At 65.8% G+C, this 19,802-nt stretch carries 20 protein-coding genes; 7 read left to right on the top strand and 13 right to left on the bottom strand.

Annotation, left to right across the window (positions count from 1 at the left end):
- Window position 1: 1 nt before the first annotated feature.
- Window positions 2-1,411, bottom strand: a complete 1,410-nt coding sequence (gene leuC, locus DIE15_RS03465) for a 3-isopropylmalate dehydratase large subunit (RefSeq protein ID WP_057923944.1) — start codon at window positions 1,409-1,411, stop codon at window positions 2-4.
- Window positions 1,412-1,688: 277 nt separating this feature from the next.
- Between leuC and DIE15_RS03470 the strand changes: the two genes are divergently transcribed.
- Together DIE15_RS03470 and DIE15_RS03475 are read left to right on the top strand one after the other, a co-directional pair.
- On the top strand, window positions 1,689-2,021 hold the full coding sequence (locus DIE15_RS03470) for a cupin domain-containing protein (RefSeq protein ID WP_124832543.1): 333 nt from the start codon (window positions 1,689-1,691) through the stop codon (window positions 2,019-2,021).
- Window positions 2,022-2,150: 129 nt separating this feature from the next.
- On the top strand, window positions 2,151-2,876 hold the full coding sequence (locus tag DIE15_RS03475) for a glutathione S-transferase (RefSeq protein WP_124832395.1): 726 nt from the start codon (window positions 2,151-2,153) through the stop codon (window positions 2,874-2,876).
- A gap of 197 nt (window positions 2,877-3,073) precedes the next feature.
- Here the strand turns inward: DIE15_RS03475 and DIE15_RS03485 are convergent, their stop codons facing one another.
- The 5 genes from DIE15_RS03485 to DIE15_RS03505 form a co-directional block, all read right to left on the bottom strand.
- Window positions 3,074-4,606, bottom strand: a complete 1,533-nt coding sequence (locus DIE15_RS03485) for an amino acid permease (protein ID WP_124832396.1) — start codon at window positions 4,604-4,606, stop codon at window positions 3,074-3,076.
- Between the two features lie 139 nt (window positions 4,607-4,745).
- Entirely contained in the window at window positions 4,746-5,210 is a 465-nt protein-coding gene (locus tag DIE15_RS03490; RefSeq protein ID WP_124659964.1) for an Lrp/AsnC family transcriptional regulator, read from the bottom strand.
- A gap of 101 nt (window positions 5,211-5,311) precedes the next feature.
- On the bottom strand, window positions 5,312-6,070 hold the full coding sequence (locus tag DIE15_RS03495; protein WP_124832397.1) for a dimethylarginine dimethylaminohydrolase family protein: 759 nt from the start codon (window positions 6,068-6,070) through the stop codon (window positions 5,312-5,314).
- 227 nt (window positions 6,071-6,297) lie between these two features.
- Window positions 6,298-7,551, bottom strand: coding sequence for a DUF1479 domain-containing protein (locus DIE15_RS03500; protein ID WP_124832398.1), 1,254 nt, complete (start codon window positions 7,549-7,551; stop codon window positions 6,298-6,300).
- A 110-nt stretch (window positions 7,552-7,661) separates the two neighbouring features.
- Window positions 7,662-8,051 carry a VOC family protein gene (locus DIE15_RS03505; protein ID WP_057923948.1) on the bottom strand — a complete coding sequence of 130 codons (390 nt, stop codon included), beginning with the start codon at window positions 8,049-8,051 and terminating at the stop codon, window positions 7,662-7,664.
- Between the two features lie 74 nt (window positions 8,052-8,125).
- On the opposite strand from DIE15_RS03505, the gene DIE15_RS03510 reads away from it, so the two are divergent.
- Window positions 8,126-9,103, top strand: coding sequence for an AraC family transcriptional regulator (locus DIE15_RS03510; RefSeq protein ID WP_124832399.1), 978 nt, complete (start codon window positions 8,126-8,128; stop codon window positions 9,101-9,103).
- Between the two features lie 90 nt (window positions 9,104-9,193).
- Here the strand turns inward: DIE15_RS03510 and gltA are convergent, their stop codons facing one another.
- The 7 genes from gltA to DIE15_RS03545 all read right to left on the bottom strand — a co-directional run bounded on the left by gltA (window position 9,194) and on the right by DIE15_RS03545 (window position 15,115).
- Complete coding sequence (gene gltA, locus DIE15_RS03515; RefSeq protein ID WP_050011289.1) at window positions 9,194-10,495, bottom strand: citrate synthase; 1,302 nt, start codon at window positions 10,493-10,495, stop codon at window positions 9,194-9,196.
- Between the two features lie 53 nt (window positions 10,496-10,548).
- A complete protein-coding gene (locus tag DIE15_RS03520) occupies window positions 10,549-10,821 on the bottom strand; it encodes a succinate dehydrogenase assembly factor 2 (RefSeq protein WP_057923949.1) in 273 nt (90 codons plus the stop codon).
- Between the two features lie 7 nt (window positions 10,822-10,828).
- The gene (locus DIE15_RS03525; protein WP_038570896.1) at window positions 10,829-11,530 is read right to left on the bottom strand and encodes a succinate dehydrogenase iron-sulfur subunit; all 702 of its coding nucleotides are present in this window, start codon (window positions 11,528-11,530) and stop codon (window positions 10,829-10,831) included.
- Between the two features lie 21 nt (window positions 11,531-11,551).
- Window positions 11,552-13,327 carry a succinate dehydrogenase flavoprotein subunit gene (gene sdhA / locus DIE15_RS03530; protein WP_124832400.1) on the bottom strand — a complete coding sequence of 592 codons (1,776 nt, stop codon included), beginning with the start codon at window positions 13,325-13,327 and terminating at the stop codon, window positions 11,552-11,554.
- Between the two features lie 3 nt (window positions 13,328-13,330).
- Window positions 13,331-13,699 (bottom strand): succinate dehydrogenase, hydrophobic membrane anchor protein, encoded by a 369-nt coding sequence (sdhD, locus tag DIE15_RS03535; protein ID WP_006399546.1) that lies wholly within the window; start codon window positions 13,697-13,699, stop codon window positions 13,331-13,333.
- 4 nt (window positions 13,700-13,703) lie between these two features.
- Window positions 13,704-14,120 carry a succinate dehydrogenase, cytochrome b556 subunit gene (gene sdhC, locus DIE15_RS03540; protein WP_012365678.1) on the bottom strand — a complete coding sequence of 139 codons (417 nt, stop codon included), beginning with the start codon at window positions 14,118-14,120 and terminating at the stop codon, window positions 13,704-13,706.
- Window positions 14,121-14,290: 170 nt separating this feature from the next.
- A complete protein-coding gene (locus tag DIE15_RS03545; RefSeq protein WP_082664540.1) occupies window positions 14,291-15,115 on the bottom strand; it encodes a GntR family transcriptional regulator in 825 nt (274 codons plus the stop codon).
- Between the two features lie 288 nt (window positions 15,116-15,403).
- Between DIE15_RS03545 and DIE15_RS03550 the strand changes: the two genes are divergently transcribed.
- The 4 genes from DIE15_RS03550 (at window position 15,404) to DIE15_RS03565 (ending at window position 19,799) form a co-directional block, all read left to right on the top strand.
- Window positions 15,404-16,390, top strand: coding sequence for a malate dehydrogenase (locus tag DIE15_RS03550; RefSeq protein WP_014899969.1), 987 nt, complete (start codon window positions 15,404-15,406; stop codon window positions 16,388-16,390).
- Window positions 16,391-16,572: 182 nt separating this feature from the next.
- Window positions 16,573-17,580, top strand: coding sequence for a CoA ester lyase (locus DIE15_RS03555; RefSeq protein ID WP_057923951.1), 1,008 nt, complete (start codon window positions 16,573-16,575; stop codon window positions 17,578-17,580).
- A gap of 230 nt (window positions 17,581-17,810) precedes the next feature.
- Window positions 17,811-18,323 (top strand): hypothetical protein, encoded by a 513-nt coding sequence (locus tag DIE15_RS03560; protein ID WP_057923952.1) that lies wholly within the window; start codon window positions 17,811-17,813, stop codon window positions 18,321-18,323.
- Window positions 18,324-18,347: 24 nt separating this feature from the next.
- Window positions 18,348-19,799 carry a bifunctional 2-methylcitrate dehydratase/aconitate hydratase gene (locus DIE15_RS03565; RefSeq protein ID WP_124832401.1) on the top strand — a complete coding sequence of 484 codons (1,452 nt, stop codon included), beginning with the start codon at window positions 18,348-18,350 and terminating at the stop codon, window positions 19,797-19,799.
- Window positions 19,800-19,802 lie beyond the last annotated feature (3 nt).

The following is a 19,802-nucleotide window of genomic DNA, read 5'->3' on the forward strand; positions in this document are numbered from 1 at the left end:
GTTACCCCAGCTTGCGAATGTCGACGAAGTGGCCTTCGATCGCCGCCGCCGCCGCCATCGCGGGGCTCACGAGGTGCGTGCGACCGCCCGCGCCCTGCCGGCCTTCGAAGTTGCGGTTCGACGTCGATGCGCAGCGCTCGCCCGGATCGAGCCGGTCGGCGTTCATCGCGAGGCACATCGAGCAGCCCGGCTCGCGCCATTCGAAACCGGCATCCGTGAACACCTTGTCGAGCCCTTCGCGCTCGGCCTGCGCCTTCACGAGGCCCGAGCCCGGCACGACCATCGCGAGCCGCACGTTCGATGCGATGCGACGGTTCAGCTTCTTCACGACATACGCAGCCGCGCGGATGTCCTCGATGCGAGCATTCGTGCACGAACCGATGAAGATCTTGTCGACCTTGATCGACTCGATCGGCGTGTTCGGCTCGAGCGCCATGTAGGCCAGCGCGCGCTCCATCGCATCGCGCTTGACCGGATCCTTCTCGCGCTCGGGATCCGGCACGCGACCGTCGATCGACGTGACCATTTCCGGCGACGTACCCCACGTGACCTGCGGGACGATCTCGGCCGCGTTCAGCTCGACGACGCGGTCGAACTGCGCGCCTTCGTCGGACTTGAATTCGCGCCAGTACTCGACGGCCTGATCCCATTCCGCGCCGGTCGGCACGAACGGACGGCCCTTCAGGTAGTCGATCGTCGTATCGTCGACGGCAACCATGCCCGCGCGCGCGCCGGCTTCGATCGCCATGTTGCAGACGGTCATCCGGCCTTCCATCGTCAGCGCGCGGATCGTCGAGCCGCCGAATTCGATCGCGTAACCCGTGCCGCCGGCCGTGCCGATCTTGCCGATGATCGCGAGCACGATGTCCTTCGCGGTACAGCCGCGCGGCAGTGCGCCCTCGACCTTCACGAGCATGTTCTTGCTCTTTTTCTGCAGCAGCGTTTGCGTCGCGAGCACGTGCTCGACTTCCGACGTGCCGATGCCGTGCGCGAGCGCGCCGAACGCGCCGTGCGTCGACGTGTGCGAATCGCCGCAGACGATCGTCATGCCCGGCAGCGTCGCGCCCTGCTCCGGCCCGATGATGTGCACGATGCCCTGGCGCACGTCGTTCATCTTGAACTGCGTGATGCCGAACGCATCGCAGTTCGCGTCGAGCGTGTCGACCTGCAGCTTCGAGACCGGATCGGCAATGCCGTGGCTGCGATCCGTGGTCGGCACGTTGTGGTCCGACACGGCCAGGTTCGCGCTGATGCGCCACACCGGACGGTGCGCGACGTTCAGCCCTTCGAATGCCTGCGGGCTCGTGACTTCGTGCAGCAGTTGACGGTCGATGTAGAGCAATGCCGTGCCGTCGTCCTCGGTGTGGACCACGTGGGTGTTCCACAGTTTGTCGTAGAGAGTCTGTGCCATGGGTATGCGGGGTCGTTGTGACTACAAGCCTTGCGGGATGCGGTCGATTATGCCACGCAGAATGCGCCATGGCGCAGGCCCCGCTCGAAAAAACCCATTAAAAACAGTGGTTTGGCAGGTAGTGCCAATACCTGTATCGGCATTACCCGGCAAACGGGACGCACCGGGCGCGGCGACGCCCTCGCGATCGCGAGGTTCACACCGGGCCGGATTCCGGCATACGATGGGACGACGCACGTCTGAACATCCCCACGATCCGGACCCGGAGCCCATGACGATGAAGCTCGGCATCAACGAATCGCTCGCCCACCTCGACGACGAAGGCACGCTGTTCACGACGCTGTTTCGCCACGGCACGCTCGACATCGAGTTGTACCGGCCGCGCGGCGAGGATCTCCAAACGCCGCATACCCGCGACGAGGTCTACGTGATCGCCGCGGGCACGTCGCGGTTCGTCGTCGACGGGCGCGAATGCGGCGTCGCGGCCGGCGACGTGCTGTTCGTGCCCGCGTTCGCGGCGCACCGCTTCGTCGGCTTCTCCGACGACTTCTCGACCTGGGTGTTCTTCTACGGCCCGGAAGGCGGCGAACGCGGCGAGCGCGGCACATGACGCGCGGCAGGCACCGCACTTCCAGCACGATCCCCTAGACTGTCTATTCGCAACGGGCGGCGCACGGCCGCCCTCCCCGCCATCGCGATGCGCGTATCGTTCGCCGCATCGACCGGACTGGAGAACAGCATGCGATATGAACTCTATTACTGGCCCGAGATCCAGGGCCGCGGCGAATACGTGCGGCTCGCGCTCGAGGCGGCCGAGGCCGACTATGTCGACGTCGCGCGCGAATCGGGGCGCGGCATGGGCGTGTCGGCGATGATGCACATGATGGACAGCACGAAAGCCGAGTGCGTGCCGTTCGCGCCGCCGTTCCTGAAGGCCGGCGACGTCGTCGTCGGGCACACCGCGAACATCCTGCTGTTTCTCGGCGCGCGGCTGGGGCTCGCGCCCGACGACGAAGCCGGGCGGCTGTGGGTACATCAGCTCCAGCTGACCGTCGCCGATTTCGTCACCGAGATCCACGACACGCACCACCCGATCGGCAGCGGCCTCTACTACGAGGACCAGAAGGCGGAGGCCGCCGAGCGCGCGGCCGATTTCCTCGCGCACCGGCTGCCGAAATTTCTCGGCTACTTCGATCGCGTGCTCGCACAGAATCCGCACAAGAGCGGTTATATCGCCGGCAGCGCGCTCAGTTACGCGGACCTGTCGATATTCCAACTGATCGAAGGCCTGCGCTACGCGTTTCCGAAGGCGACGAAGCGCGCGGAGCGCAAGGTCGCCGGGCTCGTCGACCTGCACGATCGCGTAGCAGAACATCCGAGCGTCGCGCGTTATCTCGAGTCCGAGCGCCGCATTCCGTTCAACGACATGGGAATCTTCCGGCACTATCCGGAGCTGGACAAGTAGCGGCGGTTCAGGCGCCGTCCGGCGTCTCGTGCAGTTGGCGCCATACGATCAGGCCATCCGCCTCGCGCCGAAACACGGCCGTCGAGCGCCGCGCCGCGAGGTCGGACCGCGTGACCTCGCCCGACTCGCGCCCGCTTCAGCACAGCCGGCTGCGTTGCGCGAGCCGGCCCCATCACCGCGCTTTCACCACCCGACGCTCAGCGCGGCTGCCCGTGCCGCGTGGCCGTCGCGTCGACGGCCTCGACCGACCGCGTCAGCCACGGCCCGATATCCATCTCCTCGTACCGCACGAGCCGGCTCTTGCGCGCGCGGCGATACGCCCACCAGATCGCGACGAACAGCGGGATCCACACATAGATCGACAGCACTTCCATCCAGTCGATACGTGTCGCGAAGAACGCCTGGTAGTCCTGCCCGAGCGAAATCACGATACAGATCGCGATCGCGAACAGCGGCCCGAACGGGAACCACTTCGCGCGGTACGGCAGTTGCTCGAGCCGGTAGCCCTGCTTCAGGAAGCCCTTGCGGAACCGGTAATGACAGACCGCGATGCCGAGCCACGCGATGAAGCCCGTGATGCCGACCGTATTGAGCAGCCACAGATAGATGCGCTGGTTGTTGGTCAGCGACGTGAGAAAGCACAGCCCGCCCACCGCCATCGTCGCGTACAGCGCATTGCGCGGCACGCCGCCCGGCGACAGCGTCGCGAACATCGCGGGCGCACGGCCTTCCGCCGCGAGGTTGTGCAGCATCCGCGTGGCCGCATACGTACCGGAATTGCCGGCCGACAGCACGGCCGTCAGGATCACCAGGTTCATCGCGTCGGCCGCGAGTCGAAAGCCGGCATGACTGAACACGAGCGTAAACGGGCTCACGCCGATGTCGGTCACGTCGCTCTTGAGCAGGTTCGGATCGGTGTACGGCACCAGCAGGCCGATCACGAAGATCGCGAGCACGTAGAACAGCATGATCCGCCAGAAGATCTGCTTCACCGCACGCGGGATCGTCTTGCGCGGGTTTTCCGATTCGCCGGCCGTGATCCCGACCAGCTCGGTGCCGAGAAACGAGAAGCCCGCGATCAGCGCGACGCTCATCATCGCGTGCACGCCGCCGACGAACGGCGCGTCGTCGGTCCTGAAGTTGCGCAAGCCGACCGGATGCCCGTTCCCGATCAGGCCGGCCGCGATCAGCAGCCCGGCCGCGATGAACGCGACCACGGTGACGACCTTGATCAGCGAGAACCAGTACTCCGATTCGCCAAAGCCGCGCACCGACAGCGTATTCAGCAGGAAGATCAGCACGAGGAAGCCCGCGCCCCACCAGATGCCAGGCACGGTCGGGAACCAGTAGCGCATCACGATCTGCCCGGCGACCAGTTCGATCGCGATCGTCACGGCCCAGCTGTACCAGTAGGTCCAGCCGAGCGCGACACCGAAGCCCGCGTCGACGTATTTCTCGCCGTAGATCGCGAACGAACCCGACACCGGCATCAGCGCGGCCATCTCGCCGAGCCCGGTGACGACGAAATAGACCATCAGCCCGATCGCGATATACGCGGCGATCGCGCCACCCGGCCCCGCCTGCGCGACCGACGCCCCCGATGCAACGAACAGCCCCGTGCCGATCGAACCGCCGATCGCGATCATCGCGATGTGGCGGCTCTGCAGCCGGCGCTTGAGCGCCGTCCCGGACGGCGCGGGTGTCTCCCCTGCCGCTTGCAAAGCATCCATAGTGTTCACCCTGATTGGATTCGGGCCGCTCGAATTGATTCGGAATACCAATCGATCGGCCCGGTTATTCGCATCGAAAACCGGTCCTGCCCGCCGGGTCGCGCGTTCGATGCCTGCGGCCCGGACGCACACTGCGGCGTCAGACGACGCTACGCTTGATCGCCTGGAGCTCGGCCGTCGTCACGATCTTCTCGATCCGGAACCGCGGGCTTTCCAGCCACACGTTCGCGATCCGCCGATATTCGTCGAGATCCTCGCACGCGAGCCGCACGAGAAAATCGAACGTGCCGCTGACGAGCCAGCAATCGAGCACGGCCGGATTGGTCCGCATCTCGTCTTCGAACGGCGCCTGCGAACGCCCGTGATCGGCCAGCACGATCTGCGCGATCACGACGATCGGCTTGGTCGCGCGCGGCGCCTTGATCACCGCGCGGTAGCCTTCGATCACGCCGAGCGCCTCGAGCCGCTCCACGCGCGCCTGGCACGGGCGCGGCGTGAGGTTCACAAGCTCCGACAGTTTCCGGTACGAAATCCGTCCGTCGGTGCGCAGGATGTCGAGGATCCGGAGATCGATCTTGTCGAGCTGCATCTTCTTGTCGGTCATCCGCGTTCGCTCCGGTCGGGTCGTAGCTGGTGCGCGGAGCGTTTCGTCCCTTTCCGCGCGGGGGCCACATTATCCGGCCGAAGCGGCCGCGCGCCAATCGGCTAGAACCGCAGCGACAGGCAGGTCAGGCCGCCGTCCATCTTGCGGAACTCGCTCGTGTCGATCACGTGCAGCGGCAGCCCGAGCGTGCCGATCGCGTCGTGCACGCGCGGATAGCCGGCCGGCGTGATCAGCGTACCGTTCACGCGCAGCGTGTTGCCCGCGTATTCGTCGGCGGCCGAAATCGCGATCCGGCGATAGTCGGCGAACGCCGGATGCGCGGCCAGCGCCTCGGTCACGAGCAGCGTGTCGTCGCCGAGCGCGTTGACGACCGACTTGAGATGCAGGCCGGCACCCACCGGCACTGCCACGACCGAATAGCCGTAGCGCGACACCAGCGATTCGAACGCGGCGATGCCCTCGGCGTCGGTGCGGCCCGTCAGGCCGATATAGAAGCGCTTGCCGACCAGCATCACGTCGCCGCCGTCGAGACGGCCGTCCTGCATCGGCAGCAGGTCGCGATGCGCGCCGAGCGCCGCTTCGATGTGCACCGTCTCGCCGCGCCGCGCGGGCGCTCCGGGGCGCGTGATCACCGCGAATTCGGGCGTGACGACGGCGACGTCCTCGACGAAATGCGAATCGGGGAACGCGTCCAGCGGCGGCAGTTCGGTCAGCTCGACGCCGAGCCCGCGCAGCGCGCCGCAGTATGCGTGGAACTGCGTGAGCGTCTTGTCGTAGTCGGGCGCGCCGAGCGTGGCGGTGGTGAGACCCGCGCCGCAGGACGGCGCGGGACGGCGAACGATCGCTTGCGTGAATTGCATCGACTCCTCCATGGTCACGCTGCCCCGCGCGGTGCACGGGCCAGCTGCGTTGTGTCCGGACCATTATCGGAAGCCAAATTGCGCAATTCGCGTCGATTTCGGGCACGCCCGCAGCCGATCGCGTCGAATTGCAGGCGATACGCAGCGGATTCGGCAAACGGCCGGCGCAAGCGCTGCAAACGGCCGCTCCCGGGGTGCCGGAGCGGCCGACACGGCCGCGGCAACCGTCATGCAGCGACGGGCTCGAACCCCATTTGCGCCCGGCCAGGCGCCGTGAGATCGCCCTCGCCTCCACGTCCGTCGAATTCGACCTCGAAATGATCGGCCGGGAAATCGGGCGGGCTGTCGCCGCGCAGGAACGCGAGCCGCTGGCGCTGCAGGTATGCGCCGTTCTTCGCGCAACCGGGCGCGGCCGCGATGTACATCACATTGCTGTCGCCGCTGCCGCGATGCACATCCTCGACCGCGTGCACGACGTCGCCGTGCCAGAACACCGCGTCGCCCGGCTCCATGTGCGGAATCGGCACCAGCGCGTCGAGCAGCAGCGCATGCCATTCGGGCAGGATCGACAGCGCACGGCCCGGGCGCGCGCCACACAGGTCGTCGTCGGCGACATCGTCCTGCAGCGCGCGCAGCACGACGTACGCCATCGCGTTCGCGACCGGGATCAGCTGCAGCGTGCCGTCGCCGGGCCCTTGCGGCGTCAGCGCGGTCCAGCCCTGGAACGTGCGGAACATCGAGCATACAGCCGGCGACGGAATTTCCTCGACGTCGGGGCGGAACGCGGCGTCGAACGGGTCGTAATCGCGCCAGCGACCGGCCAGCACGTGACGATAGACCTGCCGGAAATTCGCGCCGAGCCAGCGCTCGACCGAACCGCCGTCCACATGCGGCGACAACCCGAGCGACGTCGAGCCCGGCGGCCGGCGGCGGATCCGGTCCGCGTAGGCTGGCACCTGGTCCGGATCGAAATGCCTGCGCGCGCCGTCCGCATGGCGCCACAGACGGTTCAGGAACACGCGCGCCTGCGTGAGTGCCGGCGACTGGCGTGCGGCCACCTGCGGCTTCGACCAGTAGACGCCGTAGATCTGCGGCTTGCCCGACACAAGGTTGCCGAAGTAGCGGTCCTCGGCGCGCGCATCCAGCCGCTCGGCGAAGCGGTTCGTATCCAGGTAGACGCCGATCTCGTCGTTCCAGTCGCGCGCCTGCTGCGCGTCGAACACGCCGCGGATCACCGCCGCACCGTGCGTGCGGATCGAGGCCATCGCCTGCGGATCGACGGTGCCGTTCGCAATATCCGCGAACCGCAGCACCGGAATCACGTCATGGCCGTGCGCGTGCGCGCGGCGGATCGCGTCGACCTGCCGCGCGATATCGCCCTCCAGCTCGCGAAACGTGGCCGTGTAACCGGGCAGATCGGCGCGCAGCGCCCTTTTCGCCGTGCAAATCGCGGCCGGCAGATCGTCAATCGTCAGGTGCATCGCTGTCTCCTCGTTGAATCGTGTCGTGACGAGCACTCAGCGTACGGCCGACGCCCGGCTACCATCGACACTATCCGGTCAAGAATCGATACAATCCTGACAACCACTCGCTACTCGGGACGATGGCAGACCACGCACAGCTTGTTGCCGTCCGGGTCGCGAAAATACGCGCCGTAGTAGTCGGGATGATAGTGAGGCCGCAGGCCCGGCGGCCCTTCACAGGTGCCGCCTTGCCGCCGTGCAAGCGCATGGCAGCGGTCGACCTGCGCGCGCGTCAGCGCGGCGAATGCGATCGTATGGCCATTGCCCGGTTCCGGCGCGCGGCCGTCGAGCGGCCGTCCGAAGAAAAACAGCGGTCGGTCAGTATCGGCAGGCATCCAGCCCGACCAGCCGTCCGGTTCGCTGAACTTCAGACGCAGTCCGAGTTCCGCGAACAGCGGCGCATAGAAGTCGTACGCGCGCGCGGTATCGCTGACGCCTACGCAAACATGTGAAAACATGGCATCGCTCCGTCGTGACGATCGATCACGATCATGCCACGGCGCGGTGCCGCGCTGGACCGGGAGGCCAAGCGATGAAACCGCAGTACGAGCACGTGACGTTCGCCTCCGGCTGTTCGATCCGCGTGTACCACCGCCAGCTCGCGCGCATTCCGTTCGAATGGCATCGCCATCCCGAGTACGAACTGACGCTGACGCTGAACAGCCGCGGCCAGCGCTTCATCGGCGATCATGTCGCCCGCTACGCGGACGACGATCTGGTGCTCGTGCCGCCCAACCTGCCGCATACGTGGTCGTCGAACGCACGCATCGATCGCGAGGCGCCCGAAGTGGCGCTCGTCGTCTGGTTCGATGGCGACTGGGCGCGACGCGTGGCCGACTGCTGCCCCGAGTATGCATCGTTGCGCTCGCTGCTGCGGCGCGCGGCGCCGGGCCTGCACTTCGATGCGGACACGGCCCGCGCGATGCGCGCGCGACTGCCGCAGTTGCTCGACTCATCGCCGCGCGTGCGCCTCGCGGCCGCACTCGACACGCTCGCCGATCTCGCGGAAGCCGGCGGCGAGCCGCTTGCGACCGCGCAGGCCTACGATCGGCCCGACGCAACGCCGCCATCGGCCGACTCGGTCGCGCCTGAGGCCGAGCGCCTCGATCGCGTGCTCGACGCGATCGACCGGCACTTCCACGAGCCGCTGCGCATCGACGCGCTCGCTGCCGTCGCGCACATGTCCGAACGCACGCTGCAGCGGCTGTTCGTGCGGCACCTCGGCGAAAGCGTCGGCCGCTACGTGCAGCGGCTGCGGCTCGCGCATGCGTGCCGCCACCTGGTCGGCACCGACTGGCCGATTGCGACGGTGGCCGCGCGCTGCGGCATTCCGAACGCCGCGAACTTCAACCGCCAATTCCTCGCCGCGCGCGGGATGACGCCCGGCGCATACCGGCAGTTCTTCGCGCAACACGGCCGCGCACCCGATGCCGACGCGCCGCCGCTCGATACGCGGCCGCCGTCGCTGGAACGCCGCATCGGATCGGGCGAATCCGGGCCGCGCAAATGAAAACACCCCGGCGGGATAACCCACCGGGGTGTCGAGGCGTTGCGATTGCCGGACGCGAGCGGCCTGACGGCCGCTCGTGCCGCGCACGACTTAACGTGCGTTGAGCGGCTTCGCTTCGCGCGGCGTGTCGCCGATGAACAGCTGACGCGGACGGCCGATCTTCTGCTCCGGATCCGCAATCATTTCGTTCCACTGTGCGATCCAGCCGACCGTACGTGCCATCGCGAAGATACATGTGAACATCGACGTCGGGATGCCCAGCGCGCGCTGAACGATACCCGAGTAGAAGTCGACGTTCGGGTACAGCTTGCGCGACACGAAGTATTCGTCTTCCAGCGCGATCTTCTCGAGCTGCATCGCGAGCTTGAACAGCGGGTCGTCGTGCAGGCCCAGCTCGTTCAGCACTTCGTAGCACGTTTCGCGCATCAGCTTCGCACGCGGGTCGTAGTTCTTGTACACGCGGTGACCGAAGCCCATCAGCTTCACGCCCGAATTCTTGTCCTTCACCTGCTTGATGAATTCGGGGATGTTGTCCGGCGAACCGATCTGCTCGAGCATGTTCAGCGCGGCTTCGTTCGCACCACCGTGCGCCGGGCCCCACAGACATGCGATACCGGCAGCGATACACGCGAACGGGTTCGCGCCCGACGAGCCGGCCAGGCGGACCGTCGACGTCGATGCGTTCTGCTCGTGGTCGGCGTGCAGGATCAGAATGCGGTCGAGTGCGCGGACGAGCACGTCGTTGACCTTGTACTCTTCGCACGGGTTCGAGAACATCATGTGCATGAAGTTCGCGCTGTACGACAGTTCGTTCTTCGGATAAACGAACGGCTGGCCGATGCTGAACTTGTATGCCATCGCGACGAGCGTCGGCAGCTTCGCGATCATGCGGATCGCCGACACTTCGCGGTGACGCGGGTCGTTGATGTCGAGCGAGTCGTGATAGAACGCCGACAGCGCGCCGACGGCCGCCACCAGCACCGCCATCGGGTGCGCGTCGCGGCGGAAGCCGCGGAAGAAGAAGTGCATCTGCTCGTGCACCATCGTATGCTTCGTGACGGTGTCGACGAATTCCTTCTTCTGCGCTGCATTCGGCAGCTCGCCCTTCAGCAGCAGGTAGCAGGACTCGAGGAAGTCGGCGTTCTGCGCGAGGTTGTCGATCGGATAGCCGCGGTACAGCAGTTCGCCCTTGTCGCCGTCGATGTACGTGATCGCCGAATTACAAGCTGCCGTCGACATGAAGCCCGGGTCGTAAGTGAACTTGCCGGTTTGGCCGTACAGCTTGCGGATGTCGATCACGTCCGGGCCCATCGTCCCCTTGTAGATCGGCATTTCGACGCTCGGCGAGTTGTCGCTGAACGATAGCGTGGCTTTAACATCAGACGGAGTCATGGCACATCCTCAATCGAAATAAAGAAACGGGATTCGATAACGGGCGTAACGCGTTACACGTTGCGCAGCATCTCCAACAGCCGGTGAATGTCCGGGCTGTCTAGGTCGCCCTCTGGTTCCTTGCGCGCGAGGAGCAAGTCCATCAGGTCGTTGTCGCTCAGATCGAGCAGGCGCGACAACGCGCCTACGTCTGCATCGGTGAGGTCATGCTCGTATCTGCTGAAGAAACGCTCGAATACGATGTCGTTCTCCAGCAGACCCCGCCGCGCGCGCCAGCGAAGGCGCGCGCGACGGTGCGGGTCGGATTGATGCGAATCGTCGCTCATCAGAACTTTAAACCGCGCGGCGAACCATCAGTTCCTTGATCTTGCCGATCGCCTTCGTCGGGTTCAGGCCCTTCGGGCAAACGTCGACGCAGTTCATGATCGTATGGCAACGGAACAGACGGTACGGGTCTTCCAGGTTGTCGAGGCGCTCGCCGGTGGCGGTGTCACGGCTATCCGCGATGAAGCGGTAAGCCTGCAGCAGGCCGGCCGGGCCGACGAACTTGTCCGGGTTCCACCAGAAGCTCGGGCACGACGTCGAGCAGCTCGCGCACAGAATGCACTCGTACACGCCGTCGAGCTCGTCGCGCTCTTCCGGCGACTGGAGGCGTTCCTTCTCCGGCGGCGGCGCGTCGTTGATCAGGTACGGCTTGATCGAGTGATACTGGTTGAAGAAGTGCGTCATGTCGACGATCAGGTCGCGCACGACGGGCAGGCCCGGCAGCGGGCGCAGCACGATCTTCTGCGGCAGGTCGTTCAGGTTCGTCAGGCACGCGAGACCGTTCTTGCCGTTGATGTTCATCGCGTCCGAACCGCACACGCCTTCACGGCACGAACGGCGGAACGACAGCGTCTCGTCCACGGCCTTCAGCTTGACCAGCGCGTCGAGCAGCATGCGTTCATGCTTGATCTCGAGCTCGTACGTCTGCATGCGCGGTGCCGCGTCCTTGTCCGGATCGTAGCGGTAGACTTCAAAAATGCGTTTTGCCATTTCGGATTCCTTTGACTCGGCTTAGAACGTGCGCGGCTTCGGCGGCACGGAGTCGACCGTCAGCGGCTTCATTTGAACCGGCTTGTAGTCGAGGCGATCGCCTTCGCTGTACCACAGCGTGTGGCGCAGCCAGTTGTCGTCGTCGCGGTGTTCGTAGTCGCTGTGGGCGTGCGCGCCACGGCTTTCCTTGCGCGCTTCCGCCGACACCATCGTCGCGCGGGCCACTTCGATCAGGTTCTCCAGCTCGAGCGCTTCGACGCGCGCGGTGTTGAACACCTTCGACTTGTCCTTCAGGTGGATGTTTTCCACGCGGGCCTTCAGGCCGGCCATCTCGTCGACGCCTTCCTTCAGCAGTGCCGACGTGCGGAACACGCCTGCGTGCTTCTGCATCGTCAAGCGGATGTCGTTCGCGACGTCCTGCGTGTACTCGCCCGAGCTCGACTTCTCGAGCTTCGCCAGGCGCGCCAGCGAGAATTCGCCTGCATCGGCCGGCAGCGGCTTGTGTTCCTTCTGGTTCTTCACGTGCTCGACGATGTGGTTGCCGGCTGCGCGGCCGAACACCACGAGGTCCAGCAGCGAGTTCGTGCCGAGGCGGTTCGCGCCGTGCACGGACACGCACGAGCATTCGCCCACTGCGTAGAAGCCGTTGACCGGATCCTTGTGACCGCGCGACGTGCCGACGACCTGACCGTGGATGTTGGTCGGGATGCCGCCCATCTGGTAGTGGATCGTCGGGACGACCGGGATCGGTTCCTTGATCGCGTCGACGTTCGCGAACTTCAGCGCGATTTCGCGGATCGACGGCAGACGCTTCATGATCGTCTCGGCGCCGATGTGCGACAGGTCGAGCAGCACGTGATCCTTGTTCGGACCCACGCCGCGGCCTTCCTTGATTTCCTGGTCCATCGAACGCGACACGAAGTCACGCGGCGCCAGATCCTTCAGCGTCGGTGCGTAGCGTTCCATGAAGCGCTCGCCGTTCGCGTTGCGCAGGATACCGCCTTCGCCGCGCACGCCTTCGGTGATCAGCACACCCGCGCCGGCCACGCCGGTCGGGTGGAACTGCCAGAACTCCATGTCCTGCAGCGCGATGCCCGAGCGCGCAGCCATGCCGAGGCCGTCGCCGGTGTTGATGAACGCGTTGGTCGATGCCGCGAAGATCCGGCCTGCACCGCCCGTCGCGAACAGCGTCGTCTTGCCTTCCATGATGTAGACGTCGCCCGTCTCCATCTCGAGGGCCGTCACGCCGAGCACGTCGCCTTCCGCGTCGCGGATCAGGTCGAGCGCCATCCATTCGACGAAGAACTGCGTCTTCGCTTCGACGTTCTGCTGGTACAGCGTGTGCAGCAGCGCGTGACCGGTACGGTCGGCGGCCGCGCAAGCGCGCTGGACCGGCTTCTCGCCGTAGTTCGCGGTGTGGCCGCCGAACGGACGCTGGTAGATCGTGCCGTCCGCATTACGGTCGAACGGCATGCCGAAGTGTTCCAGTTCGTACACGACGTTCGGTGCTTCGCGGCACATGAACTCGATCGCGTCCTGGTCGCCGAGCCAGTCGGAACCCTTGATCGTGTCGTAGAAGTGGAAGTGCCAGTTGTCTTCGCTCATGTTGCCGAGCGATGCACCGATGCCGCCCTGTGCGGCCACCGTGTGCGAACGGGTCGGGAACACCTTCGACAGCACGCCGACCGACAGGCCCGCACGCGACAGTTGCAGCGCTGCGCGCAAGCCCGAGCCGCCCGCGCCGACGATCACCACGTCGAACTTGCGGCGCGGCAGGGAAGTTTTGATTGCAGCCATTCTTTACACTCTCCAGAGAATCTGCGCGGCGTAGCCCGCACATGCGAGCAGCCAGACGATGGTCAGCGATTGCAGCAGCAGGCGCACACCGACGGGCTTCACGTAGTCCATCCAGATGTCGCGCACGCCGACCCATGCGTGGTAGAAGAGGGAAAGCAGCGTCACGAAGGTTGCGAGCTTCATCCATTGCGCGGAGAAGATCGATGCCCAGCCTTCGTACGAGAAGTCATGCGCGCCGAAGAACAGGACGAGCAGAATGACCGTGTAGACCGCCATGATCGTGGCGGTGACGCGCTGCGCGAGCCAGTCGCGCAGGCCGTAGTGAGCGCCGACGACGAGACGCTTCGAGCCGATTCGGTTGTTGGCTGCCATTTTCTTAGAATGCTCCGAACAGTTTGAGTGCCATGGCGATCGTCAGCGCGATCGAGACGACAAAGACGACGACGGCCGTCCGCTTGCCGCCTTCCTTCGAGACGGCGTCGTGGTTGACGTCCATCAGCAGGTGGCGAATGCCGGCGCAGAAATGGTGGAGGAACGCCCAGGACAGCGCGAGGACGATCAGCTTGACGACGATGTTGGAGAGGAAAGCCTTGAAGACTTCGAAGCTGAGCTCGGAGGTGAGACTCTGGTCGAAGAGGAACAGCAGGAACGGCAGGAATAGGAACAGCAGCGCGCCGCTGACTCGGTGGAGAATCGACAATATCGCCGCCAGCGGCATGCGATATTTCAACGTGATGTCGCCGATTCCGATGTTCCGGTATTCCGGCCTCGGCTTTCTTACTGCGTCAGTCATGCTAGACCCCTACTATGTTGTCACACTAATCCGCAATTTTAGCGCCTTTTTATATCGCGCTGCAGCGAAAGTCTGCTCTGGATCGTTACGCGAACGAGAATAAAGGCGGCCCGATACGTGCTATGCGAACGCGTGAAACGCGCATGCACGCTGCTTGTGCCGATACGTCGTCAGCTCAAGTCATTCTGATAGTAATACCCGGTTGTGACATACCAGCCGCGTCGCACTTCCACCGGCCGGTCTCCGTATGTATAGGACACGCGCTCGACCGACAGCAACGGAAAACCCGCCGGCACGTGCAGCAGGTCGGCCACCGCCGGCTCTGCCGCCACCGCGCGAATCTTTTCCGTCGCGCGGATCATCCGCGTGCCGAACTCCGTCTCGAACATCGCGTAGAGCGGCCCCTTGTACTCGCTGAGCCGCTCGAACGTGAGCCCGCGGAACATCGCGCCCGGCAGCCAGATCTCGTCGAGCACCGTCACTTCGTTCTCGAACTCCAGCAGGCGGCGCACCTGCACGACCGGATCGGCCGGCTTCAGGTCGAGCTGCCGCGCGATCTCGGCCGGCGCGCGCAGGCGCCGGCATTCGAGCAGGCGGCTCACGTGCGGATGCTCGGCACCGTCGTCGGCCAGCAGGCGCAGGAAGCGGAACTGCGCGCGATCCTCGTTGTGCGTCGCAACAAACGTACCCTTGCCCTGCCGCCGGACCACGAGGTTTTCGGCGGCCAGTTCGTCGATCGCCTTACGAACGGTGCCCTGGCTGACCTTGTAACGGGCCGCGAGCTCCACTTCGCTCGGGATGATCTCGCCCGGCTTCCATTCACCGGATTCGAGACTCTGCGTGATCAATGACTTGATCTGCTGGTATAAAGGACTGAAGGTCGGCGACGGCGAAGCGGCAGGCGCCGGCGCGGAATCGCCCGCGCCCGGCTGCCCTGGGCCGCCTGCGCCGGTCGGATTCGCGTTGTTCGCCTGGTTCGATGTCATGGCGCGCATTTCATCACAAACCGCGCTTTTCCGTCCACTCAAATTCAGCAAAACATCTGTCTTATATAAGACATATGATACCGTTTGACTTTGGGCCCGCCGGCTCCTACACTCCGGGGCGAGCAAGGGTTCGCGGGTGCAAAACGCGTCCCCGGCTACGTGCCACGGCCGTCTCCAGGTTCACCGCGTCTGCCTTTCGCGAGTCCTCCGCCCTGCTTCAATGCAACGCTACGCGTAACGCGCATAGAATGGCGTTTTGCCTAGCGTCCACCGCTTCACCCGTCCTGGAGATTTTCAATGGCTAAGCCCGCAAAGCGCGTTGCCGTCACCGGCGCCGCAGGTCAAATCGCTTACTCCCTGCTGTTCCGCATCGCGAACGGCGACCTGCTCGGCAAGGACCAGCCGGTCATCCTGCAACTGCTCGACCTCCCGCAAGCCCAAGCCGCCGTCAAAGGCGTCGTGATGGAACTCGACGATTGCGCGTTCCCGCTGCTCGCGGGCGTCGTGATCACCGACGATCCGAAGGTCGCATTCAAGGATGCAGACGTCGCACTGCTGGTCGGCGCACGTCCGCGCTCGAAGGGCATGGAGCGCAAGGACCTGCTGTCGGCGAACGCAGAGATCTTCACGGTCCAGGGCGCTGCGCTGAACGAAGTCGCAAGCCGCGACGTGAAGGTGCTGGTCGTCGGCAACCCGGCGAACACCAACGCGTACATCGCGATGAAGTCGGCACCGGACCTGCCGAAGAAGAACTTCACGGCCATGCTGCGCCTCGACCACAACCGCGCGCTGTCGCAACTCGCGGCAAAGTCGGGCAAGCCGGTCGCATCGATCGAGAAGCTCGCCGTGTGGGGCAACCACTCGCCGACGATGTACCCCGACTTCCGCTTCGCGACCGTCGAAGGCGAGTCGTTGCTGAAGCTGATCAACGACGACGTGTGGAACCGCGACACGTTCATCCCGACCGTCGGCAAGCGCGGCGCGGCGATCATCGAAGCGCGCGGCCTGTCGTCGGCGGCGTCGGCAGCCAACGCGGCGATCGACCACGTCCGTGACTGGGTCCTCGGCACGAACGGCAAGTGGGTCACGATGGGCATCCCGTCGGACGGCTCGTACGGCATCCCCGAAGACATCATCTACGGCGTGCCGGTCGTGTGCGAAAACGGCGAGTACAAGCGCATCGAAGGCCTGGAAATCGACGCGTTCTCGCGCGAGAAGATGGACGGCACGCTGGCCGAGCTGCTCGAAGAGCGCGACGGCGTCGCCCACCTGCTGAAGAACTAAGCATCACGCACTTGCCGGGCGGCCCTCGCGCAGCCCGGTTTCGGCCCGGGCCGGCATGCCGCCGGCCCGGCCGACCGATCCGATCCGCGCACGTTTTGCCGCCCCGCGCCCGTCGCGCGCCGGCCCAGAACGCGCCCGAATCCGATTTTCTCCACGTTGCCCGCTTCCCTGACGTAGAAGAGATGTCCGCGCTCACTCCTGCACAAGTGCTGTACGACGGGGCGTCCCCGCCCGCGATCCTGCCCTGCTGCGATCACTACGCGGGCAGCGAAAAGCTGATGCGCAAGTCGCTCGCGCTCCAGGCCGAACTCGGCCCCGTGTTCGACATCACGCTCGACTGCGAGGACGGCGCGGCCGTCGGCCACGAAGCCGCGCACGCGCAGCTCGTCGCCGACTTCCTCGGCAGCGCCGAAAACCGCTTCGGGCGGGTCGGCGTCCGCATCCACGACTTTTCCCATCCCCACTGGCGCGACGACGTGCGCATCGTGCTGCGCGCCGCGCGCGCACCGGCCTACGTCACGCTGCCGAAGATCGCGAGCGCCGCCGACGCGGCCGAGATGGTCGCGTTCATCGAAGGCACGCGCCGCGAGCTCGGCCTCGCGCAGCCGATCCCGGTCGACGTGCTGGTCGAGACGCACGGCGCGCTCGCACAGGCGGCCGCCCTCGCCGCGCTGCCGCTGGTCGGCACGCTGAGCTTCGGGCTGATGGATTTCGTGTCCGCGCATCACGGCGCGATTCCCGATGCGGCGATGCGCTCGCCCGGCCAGTTCGACCACCCGCTCGTGCGCCGCGCGAAGCTGGAAATCGCCGCGGCCTGCCACGCGCACGGCAAGACGCCGTCGCACAACGTGACGACCGAGGTGCGCGACATGGCGGTCGTCGCCGGCGACGCACGCCGTGCGCGCGACGAGTTCGCGTTCACGCGGATGTGGAGCATCCACCCCGCGCAGATCCGCCCGATCGTCGACGCATTCGCGCCGCGCACCGATGAAGTCGCACTGGCCGCCGAGATCCTGCTGGCCGCGCAGGCCGCCGACTGGGGCCCGACGCGCCACGGCGATACACTGCATGACCGCGCGAGCTACCGCTATTACTGGTCCGTCCTGCGCCGCGCGCGGGCGACCGGCCAGCCGGTGCCAGCCGAGGCCGCGCCGCTGTTCGGGCCGGACACCGCGGGCAGCGCGCCGTAAGCGCGCGCCGCCGGCCGATACACGAGTTTCATGCATTCGACGACGCGCGAACCGGATAGAGGTTTGCGAAACGACAAAAAACGTAACGGAGCCTGAAAACCTGATATGGACGCGGCCAAATAGGTGAAAATAGCGGCCGCTGCGCGCTTTCGGGGCGCGTGCAGTTTCAAACCGGCCGGCAGGCTCGATTGCCGGCCCTTGTCAACTGATTATCGAAAGGTTCTGACTCCATGAAGAAACTCCTGATCGCTACCGCCATCGGCGCGTTGTCCGCCACGATGCTGGTGTCGGCTCCGAGCGCGTTTGCCCAGGGTACGGCCACGACGACCGCGAAGAAGACGGCCAAGCGCCCGGCGCCGGCCAAGCGCATCATCCCGCGCAGCAAGAAGGCGCAGGCACGCGCAGCGGCCAAGGTCGATCCGGTACCGGACGGCGCGGTCAAGTGGTCCTGTAAGGAAGGCCTGTCGTTCGACCTCGCCGGCGACATGAAGCGCGACCAGGTCGTCACGGTTCACTGGGCGAAGAAGAACTACAAGCTGCCGCGTCAGGCCACGACGACGGGTGCCGACACGTTCTACGATCCGGCAGCAGGCTTCAAGCTGGTCGTGATCCCGAGCAAGGCGATGCTGTTCTCCGACGCCAACGGCGGCGAGCGCCTCGCGGACGAATGCGTGACGACGGAAATGGCACAAGGCACGGCAGCGCCGACGCAATCGAACGAACTGAAGCCGGCAACGAACTAAAAGCCCGTTCCCCTCGGCCCCTCGATGTCCGCCCCGGTCTCCAACGTCCGCCCTGCCCCGGATTCGGTACTCGTCGATATCGTCGACTACGTGCTGAACGCCGGCATCGACAGCGCGCTTGCGCTGGAGACGGCGCGTCATTGCCTGATCGACACGCTCGGATGCGGACTCGAGGCGCTGTCCTACCCTGCCTGCACCAAGCTGCTCGGCCCCGTCGTGTCCGGCACGATCGTGCCGAACGGTGCGAAGGTGCCCGGCACGTCCTTCCAGCTCGATCCCGTCCAGGCTGCCTTCGACATCGGCGCGATGATCCGCTGGCTGGACTTCAACGACACCTGGCTCGCCGCCGAATGGGGGCATCCGTCCGACAACCTCGGCGGGATCCTGGCGACGGCCGACTGGCTCTCTCGCACGGCCGTCGCGGCCGGCCGGAAGCCGCTCACGATGCGCGACGTGCTCGTCGCGATGATCCAGGCCCACGAGATCCAGGGCTGCCTCGCGCTCGAGAATTCGTTCAATGCGGTCGGGCTCGACCACGTGCTGCTCGTGAAGGTCGCATCGACGGCCGTCGTCGGCCGCCTGCTCGGGCTCACGCGCGACGAACTGATCAACGCGGTGTCCAACGCATTCGTCGACGGCCACGCACTGCGCACCTACCGCCACGCGCCGAACACCGGTTCGCGCAAGTCGTGGGCGGCAGGCGACGCGACGTCCCGCGCGGTGCGCCTCGCGCTGATCGCGAAAACGGGTGAAATGGGCTACCCGTCGGCGCTCACCGCGAAAACCTGGGGCTTCTACGACGTGCTGTTCAACGGGCAGCCGTTCCGCTTCCAGCGCCCGTACGGCACGTACGTGATGGAGAACGTGCTGTTCAAGATCGCGTTCCCCGCCGAATTCCATGCGCAGACGGCCGCCGAGGCCGCGCTGCAGCTGCACGCGCAGCTCGCCGCGGCGGGCCGCACGGCCGACGACATCAGCCGGATCACGATCCGCACGCACGCGGCCGCGATCCGCATCATCGACAAGCAGGGCCCGCTCGCCAATCCGGCCGACCGCGACCACTGCATCCAGTACATGGTCGCCGTGCCGCTGCTGTTCGGCCGGCTGACCGCGGCCGATTACGAAGACGCGATCGCCGCCGATCCGCGCATCGACGCGTTACGCGCGAAAACCGTGTGCGTCGAGGATCCGCAGTTCACGAAGGATTACCATGACCCGGCCAGGCGATCGATCGCGAATGCGCTGACGATCGAATTCGCGGACGGGTCGAAGCTTGCCGAAGTGGCGGTCGAATACCCGATCGGCCATCAGCGACGCCGTGCGGACGGCATCCCGCTCCTGGTCGACAAGTTCCGGACCAACCTTGCCCGCCGTTTTCCGGCCAAGCAGCAACAAGCGATTCTCGACGTGTCGCTGGACCAGGCAAAGCTCGAAGCGATGCCGGTCGATGAGTACGTCGATCTGTATGTGATATAGCCG

It is taken from the genome of Burkholderia sp. Bp9031, from assembly GCF_003857965.1.
Lineage (GTDB): Bacteria > Pseudomonadota > Gammaproteobacteria > Burkholderiales > Burkholderiaceae > Burkholderia > Burkholderia ambifaria_A.